A 17,485-nucleotide genomic window follows, 5' to 3' on the forward strand; every position below is an offset into this window, starting at 1 on the left:
TCCGCTGGTCAGATCGCGACCGGTGTCTCCGGTGCGGCGGCAGGCGCTCGCCCGCCGGGGTGGGTCCACAGTCCCTGCGCGGCAAGCCGGGGCAGCACGCCCTCGCCGAACCAGTACGCCTCCTCCAGGTGCGGATAGCCGGAGAGGACGAACTCGTCGACGCCGAGGGCGTGGTACTCCTTGATGCGCTCGGCCACCTCCTCGTGACTGCCGACCAGTGCCGTCCCCGCGCCGCCCCGCACCAGCCCGATCCCGGCCCACAGGTTGGGGTGGATCTCCAGGCCGTCCCGGCTGCCGCCGTGCAGCGCGAGCATGCGCCGCTGCCCCTCCGACTCGCTGCGGCCGAGTCCCTCCTGCACGGCCCGTACGGTCTCCGGGTCGAAGCCGTCGAGCAGCCGGTCCGCCTCCGCCCAGGCCTGCGCCGCCGTGTCCCGCGTGATGACGTGCAACCGGATGCCGAAGCGCGGGGTACGGCCGTGCGCGGCGGCGAGCCCGCGGATCCAGGCGATCTTCCCGGCGACCTGCGCGGGCGGCTCGCCCCAGGTGAGGTACACATCGGCGTAGCGGGCCGCGACCTCGCCGGCGGCCGGTGAGGAGCCGCCGAAGTACACCTCGGGCACCGGATCGGGCACCCGGCTGAGCCGCGCCTCCTCGACCCGCAGGTGCTCCCCGTCCAGGTCGACGCTCTTGCCCTCCCACAACTCCCGTACCACGTGCAGGAATTCGCCGGTGCGGCGGTATCTGGCGTCCTTGTCGAGGAAATCGCCGTAGGCCCGCTGTTCCCGGCTCTCCCCTCCGGTGACGACGTTGAGCAGCAGCCGTCCCCCGGTCTGCCGCTGGAACGTCGCCGCCATCTGCGCGGCGAGCGTCGGCGAGACGAAGCCGGGCCGGAAGGCCACGAGGAACTTCAGCCGTTCGGTGTGCTGACTGACCATGGCGGTGGTCAGCCACGCGTCCTCGCACCAGGCGCCGGTCGGGGTGAGCGCGGCCACGAAGCCCAACTCCTCGGCGGCGCGCGCGATCTGGCTCAGATAGGCGACCGTCGGAGGCCGGTCCCGGCCGGAGGCGGTCGCCGGGGTGCCGTGGCCGCCGCCGACGACATCACGGCTGTCGCCGTTGGTGGGCAGGAACCAGTGGAAGGTGAGGGACACGGGGGTCTCCGATCGCTTGTGTCCGTGGGGTGGGCGGGCCGCTCAGCTCGCGGTCGCCACCGCCGGTACGGGCGTGCGGTCCAGGGCGGCGGCGAACTGGTCCACCACGTGCCCCAGGGCCTCGGCGGTGGCCGGTGCGACGGCCACGGAGCCGTCCTTCCGCACGGTGATGTCCTTGTCGAGGGTGAACCAGCCCTGGACTATGTGCGCGGCACCCATGGAGTTCAGCACCGGCCGCAGGGCGTAGTCGATGGCGAGGACATGCGCGGTGGAGCCGCCGGTGGCCAGCGGGAGCACGGTCTTGCCGGTGAGCGCGAACTGCGGGAGCAGGTCCAGGAGCGCCTTGAGGACGCCGGAGTACGACGCCTTGTAGACGGGCGTGCCGACCACGACGCCGTCGGCGCGGGCGAACAGCTCCGCGGCCTCGACGATGGCGGGGTGCCGGAAGTCCGCGCCGAGCAGGGCCTCGGCCGGGATGGTGCGGACATCGAGCGGGATCACCTCGTGGCCCTGGGCGATGAGCCGCTGGTCCAGGTGGCGCAGCAGGAGGCTGGTGCGCGAGGAGGCGGAGGGGCTTCCGGAGACGGACAGGACGGTGGCCATGGGTGTCTCGTTTCTGGGGTGCGCCGGACGGCCGTACGCGAGTGGGGCGCCCGGGGAGAAGACGGTCGGGAGCACCGCGTCCCGAGCCGGACCGGGCACGCGGAACCCCTGTTGCGGAATCGCTCGACGGGACGCCGGGCACGCCGAATCCGCTGGAAGACGGAGGGAGTTCAGTCGCGCCGGACGCCCGGAGGAGAAGGAGAAGGAGGGCGGTTCAGCCCGCGGCGCGACAGGAGGCGCTGGAGACGCGTGCGAGATCGACATGGCGTCGCCGCGTGAGATCCAGTCGCATGGTCATGCCATCGATCGTGGCAGCAGCCTGCGACGACCGTCAAGGAGATCGCTGCCGTTCTCGTATCGCGGACCCCTTCGGGGCCCGGTGGAGTTCGTGCCCTCCGTCCGATCTCCGGAGGGCGTTCCGGAGCACCCTTCCCGCCCTCTACACATAAGCCGAAAGTAAGGGCAAAATGGTCCATATGGCGCACTCGCCCTGCACCGGACCGGACCCGGTCCGGCCTGCGAAGTCGAAGGAGACGAGTCATGGCCGACTTGCACAGGGGTGACCTCTCGAGCCACCCCGATGTCTCCGAGATGCGGGACCGCTACGCCCGCGTGCTCGGTGGTCGTGATGTGGCGCTCGTGGACGGGCCGGTGTTCCTGCTCGGCCTGTACTGTGCCGCGTCCCCGTGGATCCTGCACTACACGGCGAGCCAGCCGGCCCTGGTCACCCACAATCTGATCGTGGGCATCGCGATCGGCCTGCTGGCCCTGGGATTCACCCGGGCGCCCGAGCGCATGTACGGCCTGAGCTGGGCCATGTGTGCCATGGGCATCTGGATGATCATCGCCCCGTGGATCGTGGGCAGCCGCCCGGACGCGGGCGTCATCGTCAACAACATCGTCATCGGAGCCCTGGCCCTCGTCCTCGGACTGGTGTGCGCCGGCACGGCCGCGAAGAGCACTCCCAGGCCGTAGCACGCGGATCCCCCGACCACGAAAGAGAAGACCGAGGAAAGGAGACGGGAACATCGGAAACGAAGAAGAACATCGAGGCCGGTCCGCCGGACGGACCGGCCTCCCCTTGTCCCCGGTCAGCCGGCCGGCACCCGCCACGGCTCCTGCGGCAGTGGCCGGCCGGTCTCCAGCAGCGATTTGAGGTTGGACAGCACGGCCGGCCAGCCGGACGCGACGGCGGAACGCTCGCGCTCATCGCCCAGGCCGTCGTGCGTGACGGTCAGCCGGACGATGTCCTCGTACGGCCGGATCTCGAAGGTGACCCTGGAGTGCCGGTCCTCGCGCCCCTCCTCACCGGGCGCGGCCCAGGTGGTCACCAGCCGGGCTGGCGGCTCGCTCTCCACCACCCGGCCGACCGCGTCGGCGACGCCGGAGCCGTCGGCGCGCACATGCTCCCAGCGGGAACCGGGCCGCCAGTCGGAGACGTTCCGGTGCCCCCAGTAGACGGCCGTCAGATCGGCGTCGGTGAGCGCCTCCCAGAGTCTCTCGGGAGTGCTCGCGATGTAGATGACGTACACGAAGCCGGGTTGCTCGGTCATGGTCGCCCAAGCTGTCGAGGTGATCGTCCGCTGTCAAAGGTCCGCGTCGGGAAGGGCCGGCACGGTGAGGGAGATCCACACGTCCGGCGGCAGCCCCGGCCGGCCCGGCACCGGGCGCGGCTCGCGGGTCCAGGCGTCGCCGGCGAGTTCCGTGGCGACCCGGGCCCAGAAGCGCGCCGCGGCCGGGTTGTCCTCCTGGTAGGCGATCTCCCACGGCCCGGGGTGCCGGATGAGCACCTCGCGCGCGGCCCGCAGCCCGATGCCCCGGCGCCGGGCACCACGCACCACGAAGAAGCTGTTCAGCACGCGTACCGGGCCGTCGAGCCCGCGGACGAACGCCAGCCCGGCGAGGCGGTCGCCGTACGTCAGCAGGTACGGTGCCCAGCCGGGCCCGGTGAAGGCGGACGCCACCCACTCGTTGCGGAAGCCGCCGTCGGCGGCGGGCAGGCCGCCCTGGAACTCGGACAGATCGTGGCGGAACATCAGCCACAGCCGCTCCACGGCGGGCCGGTCGTCGGGGGTCGCGGGGCGGACGGCGAGGTCCGCGGCCATGTTCTCGGCCGTGTTCCCGGTCGCGTTCTCGGTCGTGTTCTCGTTCGTGTTCTCGGTCATGAACGAAAGCGTCCCCGGCGGATCGTGGTCCGGCCGGGGGAGGTGGTGCCCGTAACTCTAGCTCATCTCAAGGGCGTTGCGCGTCTCGCCGATGTCCTCGCCGGTCTCCTTCGGGCCGAACGGCCAGACCCTCTCGTGCCGCGCCCACCCCAGGAAGGCCAGGCAGCCGAGGGCCAGCCAGGCCAGGGACCACTCGACGGGGTGGCGGTCCGGTGAGTTGTGGTCGGCGTAGCCGTAGATCACGCACCAGCCCGTGAAGGCGAGGACGCTCGGCAGCGGGTACAGCCACATGCGGTAGGGCCGGTGCAGGTCCGGCCGGCGTCGGCGCAGGACCGTCAGCGCGACGATCTGGGCCAGCGCCTGCACGATCACCATCACCGTGGTGAGCAGCTGGATCAGGGTGGCGAGGTCGGTGTGGCGGCCGACCAGGAAGCCGACGGCGGTGATCACGCCCATGGTGGCGAGGCCGGACACCGGGAACCGGTGCCTGGGGTGCAGCTTGCCGTACGCCCGGAAGAAGACCCGGTCGCGGGCGGCGTCGTAGGGCACCCGGGAGCCGCCGAGCAGGCCGGTGAAGACGGAGGCGAACGCGGTGACGAGGATCAGCGCGGTCACGGTGTCCGCCGCCGCCCTGCCCCAGGTGTCCTCCAGCACCGCGGAGGCCACCGAGGTGGAGGCGATGTCGTGCGGGTCGGTCATCCGGTGCCAGTCGACCACACCGAGCGTGCCGATCTGGAGCAGCAGGTAGATCGCCATGACGCCGAGGATCGAGAAGAGCACGGAGCGCGGGAGGGTCCGGCCGGGGTTCTTGATCTCGGCGCCCATGTAGGCGGTGGTGTTGTAGCCGAGGTAGTCGTAGATGCCGATGGTCAGGCCCGCGGCGAACCCGGGCCAGTAGTGGTCGCTCATCACATTGAACGCGCCCTGTGGGTAGGTGAACGCCATATGTGGGCTGAAGTGAGTGGCCGCGGCGATGATGACCAGCAGCACGGAGGTGATCATCACGGTCCACAGGACGGCCGTGATCCGGGCGATGTGCTCGATGCCGCGCCAGAGCAGGAGCACCACGAGGGCGATGACGCCGAGGCCGGTCAGGTCGCCTGCCGTCCGTCCGAGGCCGGGGGCGAGATAGCCGAGGTACTGGACGAAGCCGACCACGCCCGTGGACATGATCAGCGGGATGAACAGCATGGCCGTCCACACGAACAGAAACGGCATCAGACGCCCGGTGCGGTGCCGGAAGGCCTGGCGCAGATAGACGTAGCTGCCGCCGGAGCCGGGCAGGGCGGCGCCCAGTTCGGCCCAGACCAGCCCGTCGCACAGGGCCAGGACCGCGCCCGCGAGGAACCCGGTGACCGCCTGCGGACCGCCGAACGCGGCGACCATCAGCGGGATGGTGACGAACGGGCCGATGCCGCACATCTGGCTCATGTTGATCGCCGTGGCCTGGAACAGGCCGACGCGGCGGACGAAGCCACCCGTGGGTGGTGGGCTACCGGACATGGGGGCCTCCTGACACGGCGGGCATCCGACGCACCCGGCAGTGGCTGACCTACCGTCAGACCCACGACGGCGAAACGATCCTGCCCAGGCCGGCGGCGTGCCGTGCCGGTCTCCGCGAGGCTCGTTGACAGTGTCCGGGGCGCGACCTAGCGTGACCCAGGTTAGTAAAGTTTCCTAACTTTACGAGGCTGGAGACCGCCGTGTTCCCTCGCCCCACCCGCCGGCTCCCCCTGGCCGCCGCGGCGCTGCTCGCCCTGGGCGGTGCCCTGACCACCGGCGCCTGGGCCGGCCGCGGGGAGGCGACCGAGCCCCACCGGCCGGAGCGGCTCACCCCCGTCCCCTCCGCCGCGGGCACCAGCACCCCGCTGTCCCGCTTCGCCATCCAGTCCTCCGCGAAGGTCGGCGACTCGGCGGCGGCCGTGTCCTCCCCCGGCTATCCGGCGCGGAACTGGTATCCGGCCGGCCCCCGCTCCACCGTGCTGGCCGCGCTGCTGGCGAACGGCGTGTACCCCGACCCGTTCCGCTCCACCAACCAGCGGCAGATCCCGCGGGCCGACTTCGACGTGCCGTGGTGGTACCGCTCGGACTTCGAGGTCGAGGACACCGAGCGGCGCACCTTCCTGGACTTCAGCGGCGTCGTCTCGGCGGCCGACGTCTATGTGAACGGCCGGCTGGTGGCACCGGCCTCCCGAATCACCGGCGCCTACACCCGCCATGAGCTGGACATCACCTCGCTGGTCCGGCCGGGCACGAACACGGTCGCCTTCCGGGTACGGCCCAACGACCCGAACCGGGATCTGACCATGGGCTGGCTCGACTGGCTCCAGCCGCCGCCGGACCGGAACATGGGCCTGGTCCGGGACGTCCTGGTCCGCCGGGAAGGCCCGGTCGCGCTGCGCGACGCGCACGTGGTCACGAAGCTGGCGGTGCCCTCGCTCGCCACCGCCGACCTGACGGTCAGGGCCCAGGTCCGCAACGACACGGGCTCCGCGGTCACCACGGAGGTCACCGGCAGCGTCGGCGACATCCGGTTCGCCCGGACGGTGACGCTCGGCGCGCACGAGTCGAAGACGCTCTCCTTCTCCCCCGCCGACGTCCCCGGCCTGCGCCTCACCCGCCCCGAGGTGTGGTGGCCGGCCGGCATGGGCGGGCAGCCGCTGTACGACCTGGACCTCACCGCCACCGTGGGCGGCACACCGTCGGACACCGCGCACGAGCGCTTCGGCATCCGGGACGTACGGGCCCCGCTGAACGCCGACGGCGCCCGCCAGTACCGCGTCAACGGCCGTCCCCTGCTGATCAAGGGCGGCGGCTGGTCCCCGGACGAGTTCCTGCGCTGGGACCGCGCCTATACCGAGGACCGCCTGAAGTACGCCCTCGACCTGGGCCTGAACACCCTCCGCCTGGAAGGCCACCTGGAGCCCGACGAGTTCTTCGACCTCGCCGACCGCTACGGCCTGCTCGCCCTGCCGGGCTGGGAGTGCTGCGACAAGTGGGAGGGCGACGTCAACCCCAACGGCTCCGGCGAGCCGTGGTCCGCCGCCGACCACACCGTGGCGCGGGCGTCCATGGCCGCCGAGGCCGCCCGGCTGCGCGGCCATCCGAGCGTGCTGTCGTTCCTGATCGGCAGCGACGCCGCGCCGGACGCCACGATCGAGAAGGGCTACCTGGACGCGCTGGCAGCGGCCGACTGGCCCGTCCCCGTGATCCCCGCCGCGTCCGACACCTCCTCCCCACGGCTCGGCGACTCGGGCATGAAGATGACGGGCCCCTACGACTGGGTGCCGCCCGGCTACTGGTACGCCAAGCGGGAGGGCGGGGCCACCGGCTTCAACTCCGAGACCAGCGCGGGCCCGAGCATCCCCACCCTGGACACGTTGCGCCGGATGATGACACCGGCCGAACTGGACACCCTCTGGAAGGACCCGGACGCCCGGCAGTACCACCGTTCGCCGTCCGTCACCTTCGGCACGCTCAAGATCTACGACGAGGCGCTCACCGGCCGCTACGGCGCTCCGACGGGCCTCACCGACTATGTGCGCAAGGCCCAGCTGGCCCAGTACGAGACCGTGCGGGCCCAGTTCGAGTCGTACCGGCGCAACGCGACCGACGGCGACCGGCCCGCCACCGGTGTCGTGCACTGGATGTTCAACAGCGGCTGGCCCTCACTGCACTGGCAGCTGACGGACCGTTACCTCGACCAGAACGGCGCCTACTTCGGCGCGAAGAAGGCCAACGAGCCGCTGCATGTGCAGTTCTCCTACGACGACCGCTCCATCGTGGTGGTGAACAACCGCACCGCTCCGGTCCGGGGGCTCACCGCGCGGGCCACGCTGTTCGATCCCGACGGCACGCGCCGCTTCGACCAGAGCGCCGGCGGGGTGGCGGTGAACGGCGGCGGCGCGCATGCCACCGCGCTCACGCTGCCGCCGGCGGTGGGCGGGCCGGCGCGCACCCATCTGCTGCGGCTGGTGCTTTCGGACGCGGCCGGCAGGGAGGTGAGCCGGAACGTGTACTGGCTCTCCACCCGGCCCGACACCCTCGACTGGAGCGACACCACCTGGTACTACACCCCGACGACGGAGTACGCCGACCTGACCGGGCTGGCCTCGATGGCCCGGGTGCCGGTGTCGGCGAAGGCCGTCACCCGCGCGTCGGGCGGTGTGTCGACCACGACGGTGACCCTGCGCCACCACGGGAGCGGGACGACTCCGGCGCTGCTGACGGACGTCGACGTGGTGGGTGCGGAGGGCAGGCCGGTGCTGCCGGTGCGCTGGTCGGACAACCAGGTGAGCCTGTGGCCGGGCGAGTCGGTGACGCTGACCGCCACCTACCGGACGGCGGACCTGCGCGGCTCGGCGCCGGCCGTGCGCGTCTCCGGCTGGAACACACCGGAGACGACGGTCCCGGCGGGCTGACGGGGCGGGGGCGCGCTGGGTGCGGCCGGTGGCGGCGGTGCCGTTGCCGTCGAGCCAAGGGCGGTAGGAACCCGAACGTGCCGCCCTGCTGGTGGAGCAACCGGCTTGGGAGTCCTCCGCGCGCCGGTTGGCTGAAATGCACATGGCGAGCGGAGCGGGTCAAGCGGTTCCGGTGCCGACGGGATCGCGCCGGACCACCACCGGAGGCACATGGACGACGCGACACGACGGCCGTGCCGGGAGGTTCAGCCGCCGTCCGGCCCTACCGCCGCCAGGTAGGCGGCGAGCCGGTCGCGGTTGCGGGCCAGGCAGTCGATGCGGGCCTGGATGCGATCGATGTGCTCCTGGAGCAGGGCGGCAGTCCCGGGCGGCACGTTCCCGGGGGACGGCACCAGACGGCCGGACCCGCACAGGTACGGCAGGATCGCGCGGATCATCTCGGTGGTCAGCCCGGAGTCCAGCAGACCCCGGATCTGCCGCACCCGCGCGACCGCGGACTCCGGGTAGCTGCGGTAGCCGTTGCCGGAGCGGTCCGGGTGCAGCAGGTCCTGTTCCTCGTAATAGCGCAGCAGCCGGGTGGCGACGCCCGTGCGCCGGGACAGCTCACCGATGCGCATCGCACCTCCCGGGTTCCGCGCTTGACCTTCACACTGATGTGAAGCTTCCACCATGGTCGCATGACCCCGTCCTCCCAGGTCAAGGGCGGTCGCCTGCCGTGGTCCGGGCTGCTCGCCCTGTCCTCGGCCGCGTTCACCGCCGTACTGACCGAACTCCTCCCGGCCGGCCTGCTGCCCGCCATGGCGCCCCCGCTCGGGGTCGCCGGGTCCCGGATCGGCTTCCTCGTCACCGCGTATGCCGCGGCCTCCTTCGTGGCCGCGGTCCCGGTCACCGCGGCGCTGCGCGGACTGCCCCGGCGGCCGGTGCTGTGCGGTGCGCTGCTGGGGTTCGCCCTGAGCAACACGGTGGTGGCGCTGTCGTCGTCGTACCCGCTCACCGTCGCGGCCCGGCTGCTGGCCGGGGCGATGGGCGGCACGCTGTGGGCGATGCTGGCCGGTTACGCGGCCCGCATGGTGCCCGCCGAGCGGCGCGGCCGGGCCATCGCGGTGGTCCTCGCCGGGATCACCCTGGCCCTGGCGCTCGGCGTGCCCGCCGGTACCGCGCTGGCCGGCGCGGTGGGCTGGCGGGCCGCGTTCGCCGTCCTGGCCGTGCTCGCGGTGCTACTGGTGGGCTGGGTACGGCTCCGGGTGCCCGGTTTCCCCGGCGAGCCGCCGCACGCGCGCGTGCCCCTGGTCCGGGTCGCCCTCCGTCCCGGGATCCGCCCGGTGCTGTGCGTGACGTTCTTCCTGCTGCTGGGGCACCAGGTGATGTACACGTACATCGGACCGTTCGCCGCGCATGCCGGGTACGGCCGTACGGGCGTCCTGCTCGCGGTGTTCGGGACGGCCACGGTGGCGGGGATCTGGCTCACCGGGGTGCTGGCCGACCGGCGTCCCCGGGCCGCTCTGCTCGGGGCGCTGGCGCTGGTCGCGGCCGTGCTGCCGGCTCTGGGGCCGGCCGGCCGGGCGCACGCGTTCCTGGTGGGCGCGGTCGCGCTGTGGGGTGTGGCCTTCGGCGGGGCGCCGACGCTGATCCAGACCGCGCTGGTCGACGCCTCCGGACCGGGCGAGGCCGATCTGGCGACCTCGTTGCAGACCACGGTGTACAACGCGGGGATCGCGGCCGGTTCGCTCACCGGCGGCCTGGCCCTGGACGCGCTGGGCGCGGGAGCACTGCCGTGGACCGCGCTCCCGCCGGTGCTGCTGGCGCTCGGCACGGTCGCGCTGGGACGGCGCTACGCCTTCCCGGCCGAACGGCGCTCCGTTGCCCTGGAGGCAAAGCCGCTGGCCCGGCCGGGTGCGGTGGCCGTAACCTGCCCGGCCGGAGATCATGACGCACGGAGGTGAACCGATGGTCCGGGACGATGAGCTGCGGTATCTGCGCCGCTGTGTCGAGCTGGCCGAGGAGGCGCTGGACGCCGGTGACGAGCCCTTCGGGTCGGTCCTCGTGGCCGGGGACGGAACCGTGCTGGCGGAGGACCGCAACCGGGTGGCGGGCGGGGACCACACCCGGCATCCCGAGTTCGAGCTGGCCCGCTGGTCGGCCGCGCGCCTGACGCCCGAGGAACGGGCGGAGGCGACCGTCTACACCTCCGGCGAGCACTGCCCGATGTGCGCGGCGGCACACGCCTGGGTCGGGCTCGGCCGGATCGTGTACATCGTCTCGTCCGTGCAATTGTCCGGCATCCTGGCCGAGTTGGGCGTGCCCGCCCCGCCCGTACGGACCCTGCCGGTGCGGGACATCGCGCCCGGGGTGGCCGTGGCGGGACCGGTGCCGGAGCTGCTGGACGAGGTACGGGAGCTGCACCGGCGCTTCCACTCCGGGCGGCCCCGACTCGGCTGAGGGGGTCAGCCGAGTTCGAGGGTGGTGACGCCGAAGACCCGCTCCTGGGCGTACGCGCGCACCGGGCCGGTGTACATGCGGGCGGTCTCGAACGAGGGTCGCAGTCCCGCCTGTTCGGCGAGGGCGACGCCCGCCGCGTTCGGCTCGGGCACGTCGATCGCCACCTCCCGGCCGGCCACGTCGGCGGTGAGAGCGGCGAACAGGGCCCGGGCGTCGGCGGCGGTGTCCGCGAAGAGGGGGCCGATGCGCAGCGTGTCCCGGCCGGGGCGGATCACGCCGTAGCCGGTCAGGTGCCCGCCGTTGTCGCGCACGGCGGCGCGGTGGCCGGGTGCGGTGAGCCACTCGGCGAGGAACCGGGGGCGGTCGGCGGGGTGGCAGGCGCTGTCATAGGCGGTGATCGCGGCGAGGTCGGCGGGGCCGGCCGGGCGGACGCCGGCGGGCGGCTCGGCCTCGGGAGCGGGGCCGCTGAAGCGGATGGTGCGGTGGGCGAGCCGGAAGCCGGACTGGCGGTAGTTGTCCTGCTGGGCGACCACCCCGTCCAGGCCGATCGTCCGGCTCCCGGCGTGCGCCAGCGCGGTCTTCCAGGTGGTGAGGCCGTGTCCCCGGCCGCGCAGGCCGGGGCGGACCAGATAGCAGCCGAGGAAGGAGTAGTCGGGGCCGTGGTTGACCACGGAGATCGCGGAGACCGGCTCCCCGTCGATCCGGCCGAGGAAGAACCCCTCGGGGTCCTGGGCGAAGAAGGCGGGGCCGTCGGACAGTCCGGGGTTCCAGCCCTCCGCCGCCGCCCACCCGCTGATCACCGGCCAGTCGGCGAGGGTGGCCTGGGTGACGACGAGGTCCTGGGGGGCCGCAGAGGTCATCGGTGCGCTCCGTATCCGTCGGGGTCGGGCTGTCGTACGGCACGGCCCCTCGGCCGGCCGCCCGCAGCATCCTTCCGGATCAACGCGGGCCGCGCCACGGGGAGATCGGCCGGCGCGCACCTGAGAGCCCGTCCGGGCCAGGGCTTTGCCGGGCCGGGGCGTGTCCGGGCCGAGGTTCCGGCGCCGTTGGAGTGCGTGTGCACGGGCCCGTCCGGCTGGGGGGCACGTCCTGGGCGTCGCCGCGTCGCCGCGTCGCCGGCGCGGGAGGTGGCGCCCGGAGCCGAAGTCGCGCCCCGGTACCGTAGCCCGCCCGGGACTTCCCGCCGCGCCTCGGGCGTCCCGGGTCCGGTTCCTGTCAGAGCGGTGGGTCAGTGGTGGCGGGCCGGGCGGAAGCGGCGGTAGAGGAGGGCGCCCGCGACGATGAGCGCGGCGCTGCCGGCCGCTGCGGGGGCGGTGGCGTCCGCTCCGGTGTGGGCCAGCGCGGACACGGCCGGGCGCGGGGCGTGCGGGGCGGGGTGGGTCCGGGTGGGGGGCTGCGGCTTCGGGGCCCGGGGCTTGGGGGCCGGGGTGTGCCGGGCGGGGGTGTGGGGGGCCGGTCGGTGGGTGTCGCCGGGGCCGTTGACCGACTGGTTGCCGAACACCGGGTTGCCGACGCCGACCACATTGACGCTGTTGCCGGTGATGTTCACCGGCAGGTCGACGGGGAGCTGGATGCCGTTGCCCGAGACCACGCCGGGCGAGTTCGTGGTCGCGCCGTGGGCGGACGCCCCGCCGGACCGGGACGGCGCCCCGCCGTGTCCGGCACCGTCGGCCCGCGCCTTGCCGGTGTTCGCGCAGGCGTTGCCCGCGGCCGGGTTGAGCAGCCCCACGATGTCGACCGTGTTGCCGCAGACGTTCACCGGCACGTCCACGGGGAGCTGGATGCCGTTGCCGGAGATCAGTCCGGGCGAGCCGGCCGCCGTACCCCGGGCCCCGGCCCCGTCCGCCGCGAAGGCGGCGGACACCGGGAACGCCACGGCCATCGCACCGGATGCGGCGGCGACGGCGATCACACCGTTTCGGGTAGCGCGTCTCATGGGTTCCCTGCCTTCCGGACATCGCGCGGGCACTCACCCGCACCACCTAAAACGCCGGTGAACCATCCGAGTTATGGCTTATCGGCCTTTCACCCCATCGAGCGGCACTGTTATCGAACCCCACGCAAAGCCGTCGAATGATCCTCAACGGGCACGCAGGGTGCGCAGGATACGACGGCGGGTGCCGTCCCGCTCGCCGGGAGGCGGGCCGGAAGGGGGCCGCTTATGGTGATCCGAGGGCGCCGCCCCCGGCCCGTGGCGGGCGTGCCCCGGGAGGCGATCGATGCTGGCCATGCTGTCCACACGGCCCTTCGTACGGCGCTGCGCGGGCGCCTCGGTGCTCGCCCTGGCGCTGCTCGGGGCCGGACTGCCCGCGGCCGCCGCCGACCGGCCGCAGCCCGACCTGACCCGCTTCTACCAGCAGCGGCCGTCCTGGGCCGCCTGCCCGGGCCCGGACATGCCCGAGGACCTCGAGTGCGCGAAGGTCACCGTCCCGCTCGACTACGCGAGGCCGGGCGCCGGCACCCTCGACCTGGCGTTGGCCCGCTACCGTGCGACGGGCCCCTCCCACGGTTCGGTGGTGCTGAACTTCGGCGGCCCGGGCGGCGCCGGCGTCCCCGGTCTGGCCACCGAGGGCCGAGACTTCATGGATCTCACCGACGGTTACGACGTGGTCACCTTCGACCCGCGCGGCGTCGGCCGCTCCTCCCCCGTCAGCTGCGGCGAGGGCGGCGTCACGGTCCCCGCGGTGCCCAGGCAGGACCCGGGGGCCGGCCAACCGCAGGCACTGCTCCGGCAGTTGCGGCAGGTGGCCGAGGAGTGCGCCCGCAACTCCGGCCCGGTGCTGCCCCACATCGGCACCGTGAACGCCTCGCGCGACCTGGACGTCATCCGCCAGGCGCTCGGCGACAAGAAGCTCAACTACCTCGGCTTCTCCTACGGCTCCCGGCTCGGCGCGGTGTACGCGGCGCAGTTCCCGGACCGGGTCGGCCGGCTCGCCCTGGACGGCGTGGACACGCTGACCGAGTCGACGGCCGAGCAGGGCCTGGCGGGCGCCGAGGGGCAGCAGCAGGCGCTGGACGACTTCCTGGACTGGTGTACGACGGATGTCGGCTGTCCGTTCGGGCAGGACCGGCGCCGGGCCGGGGACGAGGTGCTGCGGCTGGTGCGCTCGCTCGACCAGGACCCGGTTCCCACGGAGTTCGGCGCCTCGTTCACCGGGCAGGATCTGGTGGGCGCCCTCGCGCAGGGCCTGTACAGCAAGCGGGCGTGGCCTCCGCTGGAACGCGCGCTGGCGTCCCTGGTGGAGGACGGCGACACCCGCCGGCTCCTCGGCTTCGCCCCGAGCGGCGTCGGCCTGCCCCACGCCGGCTACGGCGCGGAGCGCACCGGCCTGTCCCGGGAGCGTGACCGCAGCACGGACCGCGCCGGTGCCTCCCACGACCGCGAGCGCACCGTCCGCGCGGACGCGTCCCCTGCCCGGCGTCACGCGGACGGCGGGCTGGTGGACGTCGCCGACGTCCCCGTGGACAATCTGCCGGCCGCGCTGATGGCGATCAACTGCGCGGACGACCCCGACCGGCCCGACGCGGCGCGGCTCACCGAGGAGCTGAGGTCGCTGCGGGCCGCGTACGACCACGCCTCACCGGTCTTCGGCCGCTACCGGCTCACCCAGCTGCTGCTGTGCTACGGCCGGCCAAAGGGCACGGACTTCATCCGCGAGCGGGTCAAGGACGTGCACACGGCGAAGATGCTGCTCGTGGGCACGCGAGGTGACCCGGCGACGCCGTACCGGTGGACCGTGGAGACCGCCCGCCGGCTGGGCCCCTCGGCGGTGGTGCTGGACAACAAGGGTGAGGGCCACACCGGGTATTCCTCTTCCATGTGCGTGCACCACACGGTCAACGACTTCCTGCTCTACGGCACCCTGCCGGCCGGCGGCGGCTCCTGCCCGGCGGACTCCCCCGCGGCCGTCGGCCCGGAGGACGCCGGCTGACGGCCGGGTGCCCGCCGCCGGTGCCGGACGTGACACGACCGGGTGAGGGCCGCGGGCCGGGGCAACCTCCCGGCCGCGCCGGCCGTCACACAGGGCAGGCGGGTTCCGGCCGCCGCTCGCCCACGGCGTCCGGCCCGGGGCCGTCGTCCAGTTCCGCGAGCGCGGGCCCAGCGTCCCGCTCCCGACCACGACAGGGGGACACCCCAATGCCCATCCGCGCCGCCATCGCCGTATCCACCGCCGTATCCACCGCCGTCTCGGCCGCCGCGGCGGCCCTGCTGCTGACCGCGCCGCAGAGCCAGGCCGCCGCCGGCCACGAGCGGGCCGACCACTGCGCCGCGCGGGCGCTGACGCTGCGGGCGAAGGCCGTCACCGGCCACCCGGCCGTGCTGCGGGTCAGCGTCACCAACCGCACCGCCCGCGCCTGTGTCGTCGACCGCGTGCCCACGGTGACCTTCGGCGACCTGGACGGGGCCGCGCTGCCGGTGCCCGAGGGCGGCACCGGCGGCTACCGGCTGGCGGCGGGCGGCACCGCCTACGCCGCCGTGCGGACCATCGGCGACCCGGCGGATCCCGAGGCCCGCCGGGCGGACTCGGTCACGGTGGCGGCGTCGGCCGCGCACTGGGGCCGGACCTTCCAGCCCTGGGAGCTCGGCACCGGCCGGCAGGTGCTGGTCTGGGAGCCGGTGACCACCTGGTGGCAGCCGACGGCACGGGCCGCGGACCGGATCATCGGGCTGGGCTGAGCACCGGGCCCGGATCCCGCCGCGCGCGATGCCGCCCCGGACCGAGCACCGGCTCAGCCGAGCACCAGCTCCGGCGAGTACAGGTCCAGCCACCCGGCCAGGTCCAGGGTGCGTTCCAGTCCGCGTCGGGCGGCCTGGGTGCTGACCGGTGTGTCGCGTTCGGAGGCCGCCCGCACCCGGTCCCGGTCGAGCAGGTCGAACACGGGGTGGGAGGGCCGGGCCAGCAGCTCCTTGACCTGGTTCTGGAGCGCGCGGGCGTACCCGGGGTCCTGGGTGGACGGGTACGGACTCTTGACCCGGTCGTACACGGACTTCGGCAGGACATCCGCCGTCGCCTCCCGCAGCAGGCTCTTCTCCCGGCCGTCGAAGGACTTCAGCGCCCAGGGCGTGTTGTAGACGTACTCGACCAGCCGGTGGTCGCAGAAGGGCACCCGGACCTCCAGGCCGACGGCCATGCTCATGCGGTCCTTGCGGTCGAGCAGCATGCGTACGAAGCGGGTCAGGTGCAGATGGCTCATCCGCCGCATGCGGTACTCGAAGTCGCTCTCGCCGTCCAGCCGGTCGATGCCGGCGACGGCCGAGCGGTAACCGTCGGCCACATAGCCTTCGAGGTCCAGAGCCTTGGCTATGTCGTCACGCACCACATCGGCGTCCTCACCGAAGTGGCGGTTCATGGTGGCCAGCCACGGGAAGGTGTCGGCGCGGCGCGCCTCCTCGTCGAAGAACTGCAGATAGCCGCCGAAGACCTCGTCGGCGGACTCGCCGGACAGGGCCACCGTGGACTTCTCCCGGATCGCGCGGAAGAGCAGCAGCAGCGAACTGTCCATGTCGCCGAGGCCGGACGGCAGGTCGCGGGCCCGGATCACCCGCTCGCGCACAGCGGGGTCGGAGAGGGCGTCGGAGTCGAGCACGATGTCCTGGTGCTCGGTGGCGGCGAGCCGGGCCACGTCGTGCACGAAGGGCGTGTCGGGCGTGCCGCGCAGCTCGTCGGCCACGAAGTTGTCGGTCTGTCCGGCGAAGTCGACGGCGAAGCTGCGCACCTTCTCGCCGTGGACGGCGAGCTGCCGGGCGGCGAGCGCGGTCATGGCCGAGGAGTCGAGTCCGCCGGAGAGCAGGGTGCAGCGCGGCACGTCGGAGACCAGCTGGCGGCGCACGATGTCGTCGAGGAGCGAGCGCACGGTGGCGATCGTGGTGTCACGGTCGTCGGTGTGCGGGCGGGTCTCCAGGCGCCAGTACACGCGGGTGGACAGGCCGGAGCGGTCGACGGTGACGACCGTGCCGGGTTCGACCTCGGCCATGCCGTCCCAGACGGCGTGTCCCGGCGTCTTGATCATGACGAACAGCTCACGCAGGCCGTCCAGGGTGACGCGGGCCCGGGCCAGCGGGTTGGCGAGGATCGCCTTGGGCTCGGAGCCGAACAGGACGCCGTCGGGGGTCCGGTAGTAGTAGAAGGGCTTGATGCCCATGCGGTCGCGGATCATCACCAGCTTGTCGTGCCGGCCGTCCCAGACGGCGAACGCGTACATCCCGTTGAGCCGTTCGGCGACCGCGTCGCCCCACTCCAGATAGCCGTGCAGCACCACCTCGGTGTCGGAGTCGGTGGTGAAGCGGTGGCCACGGTCGGTGAGTTCCCGGCGCAGTTCGGTGAAGTTGTACGCCTCGCCGGAGTAGACCATGGCCACGGTGCCCTCGGGAGTGGGCACGGACATCGGCTGACGGCCGCCGGGCAGGTCGATGATGGCGAGCCGGCGGTGCCCCAGGGCGGCGGGCCCCTCGCTCCAGGTGCCGCGGTCGTCCGGGCCCCGGCAGGCCATCGTCTCGGTCATCGCGTCCAAGGCGGCGGCCTCGGTGGTCAGATCACGGTCGAAGGAGACCCATCCGGTGATGCCGCACATGCGCTACCTCCTGCCTCCGGCCGCCGACGGACCCCCGCTCACCTGCGTTTTCCTGGGGAACGGGGCCCGGCCGGGCAAACCAGTTGTATCGAGCATCTATATCGAGCGTCCGTCAGACGTCCGGCGGAGTCAA

15 protein-coding genes are annotated in these 17,485 nt (G+C 73.2%); 6 read left to right on the plus strand and 9 right to left on the minus strand.

Annotated elements, in window-relative coordinates:
* Positions 1–8: 8 nt before the first annotated feature.
* Entirely contained in the window at positions 9–1,151 is a 1,143-nt protein-coding gene (locus HB370_RS05395) for an LLM class flavin-dependent oxidoreductase (protein ID WP_030783867.1), read from the minus strand.
* A 42-nt stretch (positions 1,152–1,193) separates the two neighbouring features.
* Complete coding sequence (gene ssuE / locus HB370_RS05400; protein WP_030783868.1) at positions 1,194–1,754, minus strand: NADPH-dependent FMN reductase; 561 nt, start codon at positions 1,752–1,754, stop codon at positions 1,194–1,196.
* 540 nt (positions 1,755–2,294) lie between these two features.
* Between ssuE and HB370_RS05405 the strand changes: the two genes are divergently transcribed.
* Positions 2,295–2,729 (plus strand): SPW repeat protein, encoded by a 435-nt coding sequence (locus HB370_RS05405; RefSeq protein WP_030783871.1) that lies wholly within the window; start codon positions 2,295–2,297, stop codon positions 2,727–2,729.
* A 116-nt stretch (positions 2,730–2,845) separates the two neighbouring features.
* Here the strand turns inward: HB370_RS05405 and HB370_RS05410 are convergent, their stop codons facing one another.
* The 3 genes from HB370_RS05410 to HB370_RS05420 form a co-directional block, all read right to left on the minus strand.
* Positions 2,846–3,307 (minus strand): SRPBCC family protein, encoded by a 462-nt coding sequence (locus HB370_RS05410; RefSeq protein WP_037701816.1) that lies wholly within the window; start codon positions 3,305–3,307, stop codon positions 2,846–2,848.
* Positions 3,308–3,340: 33 nt separating this feature from the next.
* The gene (locus tag HB370_RS05415; protein ID WP_030783875.1) at positions 3,341–3,859 is read right to left on the minus strand and encodes an acetyltransferase; all 519 of its coding nucleotides are present in this window, start codon (positions 3,857–3,859) and stop codon (positions 3,341–3,343) included.
* Between the two features lie 117 nt (positions 3,860–3,976).
* Positions 3,977–5,422 (minus strand): APC family permease, encoded by a 1,446-nt coding sequence (locus HB370_RS05420; protein ID WP_030783877.1) that lies wholly within the window; start codon positions 5,420–5,422, stop codon positions 3,977–3,979.
* Positions 5,423–5,622: 200 nt separating this feature from the next.
* Here HB370_RS05420 and HB370_RS05425 point away from each other — a divergent pair, with 200 nt between their 5' ends.
* The gene (locus HB370_RS05425; RefSeq protein WP_030783882.1) at positions 5,623–8,340 is read left to right on the plus strand and encodes an exo-beta-D-glucosaminidase; all 2,718 of its coding nucleotides are present in this window, start codon (positions 5,623–5,625) and stop codon (positions 8,338–8,340) included.
* A 245-nt stretch (positions 8,341–8,585) separates the two neighbouring features.
* Here HB370_RS05425 and HB370_RS05430 read toward each other — a convergent pair whose 3' ends face one another.
* Positions 8,586–8,957: a MerR family transcriptional regulator gene (locus tag HB370_RS05430; RefSeq protein ID WP_030783886.1), complete on the minus strand. Its 372-nt coding sequence runs from the start codon at positions 8,955–8,957 to the stop codon at positions 8,586–8,588.
* Between the two features lie 60 nt (positions 8,958–9,017).
* On the opposite strand from HB370_RS05430, the gene HB370_RS05435 reads away from it, so the two are divergent.
* Together HB370_RS05435 and HB370_RS05440 are read left to right on the plus strand one after the other, a co-directional pair.
* A complete protein-coding gene (locus HB370_RS05435) occupies positions 9,018–10,283 on the plus strand; it encodes an MFS transporter (protein WP_030783888.1) in 1,266 nt (421 codons plus the stop codon).
* A 4-nt stretch (positions 10,284–10,287) separates the two neighbouring features.
* A complete protein-coding gene (locus tag HB370_RS05440; RefSeq protein WP_030783891.1) occupies positions 10,288–10,779 on the plus strand; it encodes a nucleoside deaminase in 492 nt (163 codons plus the stop codon).
* 5 nt (positions 10,780–10,784) lie between these two features.
* Here the strand turns inward: HB370_RS05440 and HB370_RS05445 are convergent, their stop codons facing one another.
* Together HB370_RS05445 and HB370_RS05450 are read right to left on the minus strand one after the other, a co-directional pair.
* Positions 10,785–11,639 carry a GNAT family N-acetyltransferase gene (locus tag HB370_RS05445; RefSeq protein ID WP_030783894.1) on the minus strand — a complete coding sequence of 285 codons (855 nt, stop codon included), beginning with the start codon at positions 11,637–11,639 and terminating at the stop codon, positions 10,785–10,787.
* Between the two features lie 368 nt (positions 11,640–12,007).
* Positions 12,008–12,715: a chaplin gene (locus HB370_RS05450; RefSeq protein ID WP_208974374.1), complete on the minus strand. Its 708-nt coding sequence runs from the start codon at positions 12,713–12,715 to the stop codon at positions 12,008–12,010.
* Positions 12,716–12,998: 283 nt separating this feature from the next.
* Here HB370_RS05450 and HB370_RS05455 point away from each other — a divergent pair, with 283 nt between their 5' ends.
* Both HB370_RS05455 and HB370_RS05460 read left to right on the plus strand, forming a co-directional pair.
* Positions 12,999–14,711 (plus strand): alpha/beta hydrolase, encoded by a 1,713-nt coding sequence (locus HB370_RS05455; protein WP_030783899.1) that lies wholly within the window; start codon positions 12,999–13,001, stop codon positions 14,709–14,711.
* Positions 14,712–14,917: 206 nt separating this feature from the next.
* Positions 14,918–15,457 carry a DUF4232 domain-containing protein gene (locus HB370_RS05460; protein WP_030783901.1) on the plus strand — a complete coding sequence of 180 codons (540 nt, stop codon included), beginning with the start codon at positions 14,918–14,920 and terminating at the stop codon, positions 15,455–15,457.
* A gap of 53 nt (positions 15,458–15,510) precedes the next feature.
* Here the strand turns inward: HB370_RS05460 and asnB are convergent, their stop codons facing one another.
* Positions 15,511–17,352 (minus strand): asparagine synthase (glutamine-hydrolyzing), encoded by a 1,842-nt coding sequence (gene asnB / locus HB370_RS05465; protein ID WP_030783903.1) that lies wholly within the window; start codon positions 17,350–17,352, stop codon positions 15,511–15,513.
* Positions 17,353–17,485: the final 133 nt, after the last annotated feature.

Source organism: Streptomyces sp. DSM 40868 (assembly GCF_011820545.1).
GTDB classification, from domain to species: Bacteria; Actinomycetota; Actinomycetes; order Streptomycetales; family Streptomycetaceae; genus Streptomyces; species Streptomyces eurythermus.

Excerpts from the sequence above, each read along its gene's own strand:
- HB370_RS05415 (WP_030783875.1), bottom strand. The coding sequence starts at position 3,859 with ATGGCCGCGGACCTCGCCGTCCGCCCCGCGACCCCCGACGACCGGCCC.
- HB370_RS05460 (WP_030783901.1), top strand. The coding sequence starts at position 14,918 with ATGCCCATCCGCGCCGCCATCGCCGTATCCACCGCCGTATCCACCGCC.
- HB370_RS05440 (WP_030783891.1), top strand. The coding sequence starts at position 10,288 with ATGGTCCGGGACGATGAGCTGCGGTATCTGCGCCGCTGTGTCGAGCTG.
- HB370_RS05430 (WP_030783886.1), bottom strand. The coding sequence starts at position 8,957 with ATGCGCATCGGTGAGCTGTCCCGGCGCACGGGCGTCGCCACCCGGCTG.
- HB370_RS05410 (WP_037701816.1), bottom strand. The coding sequence starts at position 3,307 with ATGACCGAGCAACCCGGCTTCGTGTACGTCATCTACATCGCGAGCACT.
- asnB (WP_030783903.1), bottom strand. The coding sequence starts at position 17,352 with ATGTGCGGCATCACCGGATGGGTCTCCTTCGACCGTGATCTGACCACC.
- HB370_RS05420 (WP_030783877.1), bottom strand. The coding sequence starts at position 5,422 with ATGTCCGGTAGCCCACCACCCACGGGTGGCTTCGTCCGCCGCGTCGGC.
- HB370_RS05445 (WP_030783894.1), bottom strand. The coding sequence starts at position 11,639 with ATGACCTCTGCGGCCCCCCAGGACCTCGTCGTCACCCAGGCCACCCTC.
- HB370_RS05405 (WP_030783871.1), top strand. The coding sequence starts at position 2,295 with ATGGCCGACTTGCACAGGGGTGACCTCTCGAGCCACCCCGATGTCTCC.
- ssuE (WP_030783868.1), bottom strand. The coding sequence starts at position 1,754 with ATGGCCACCGTCCTGTCCGTCTCCGGAAGCCCCTCCGCCTCCTCGCGC.
- HB370_RS05450 (WP_208974374.1), bottom strand. The coding sequence starts at position 12,715 with ATGAGACGCGCTACCCGAAACGGTGTGATCGCCGTCGCCGCCGCATCC.
- HB370_RS05455 (WP_030783899.1), top strand. The coding sequence starts at position 12,999 with ATGCTGGCCATGCTGTCCACACGGCCCTTCGTACGGCGCTGCGCGGGC.
- HB370_RS05435 (WP_030783888.1), top strand. The coding sequence starts at position 9,018 with ATGACCCCGTCCTCCCAGGTCAAGGGCGGTCGCCTGCCGTGGTCCGGG.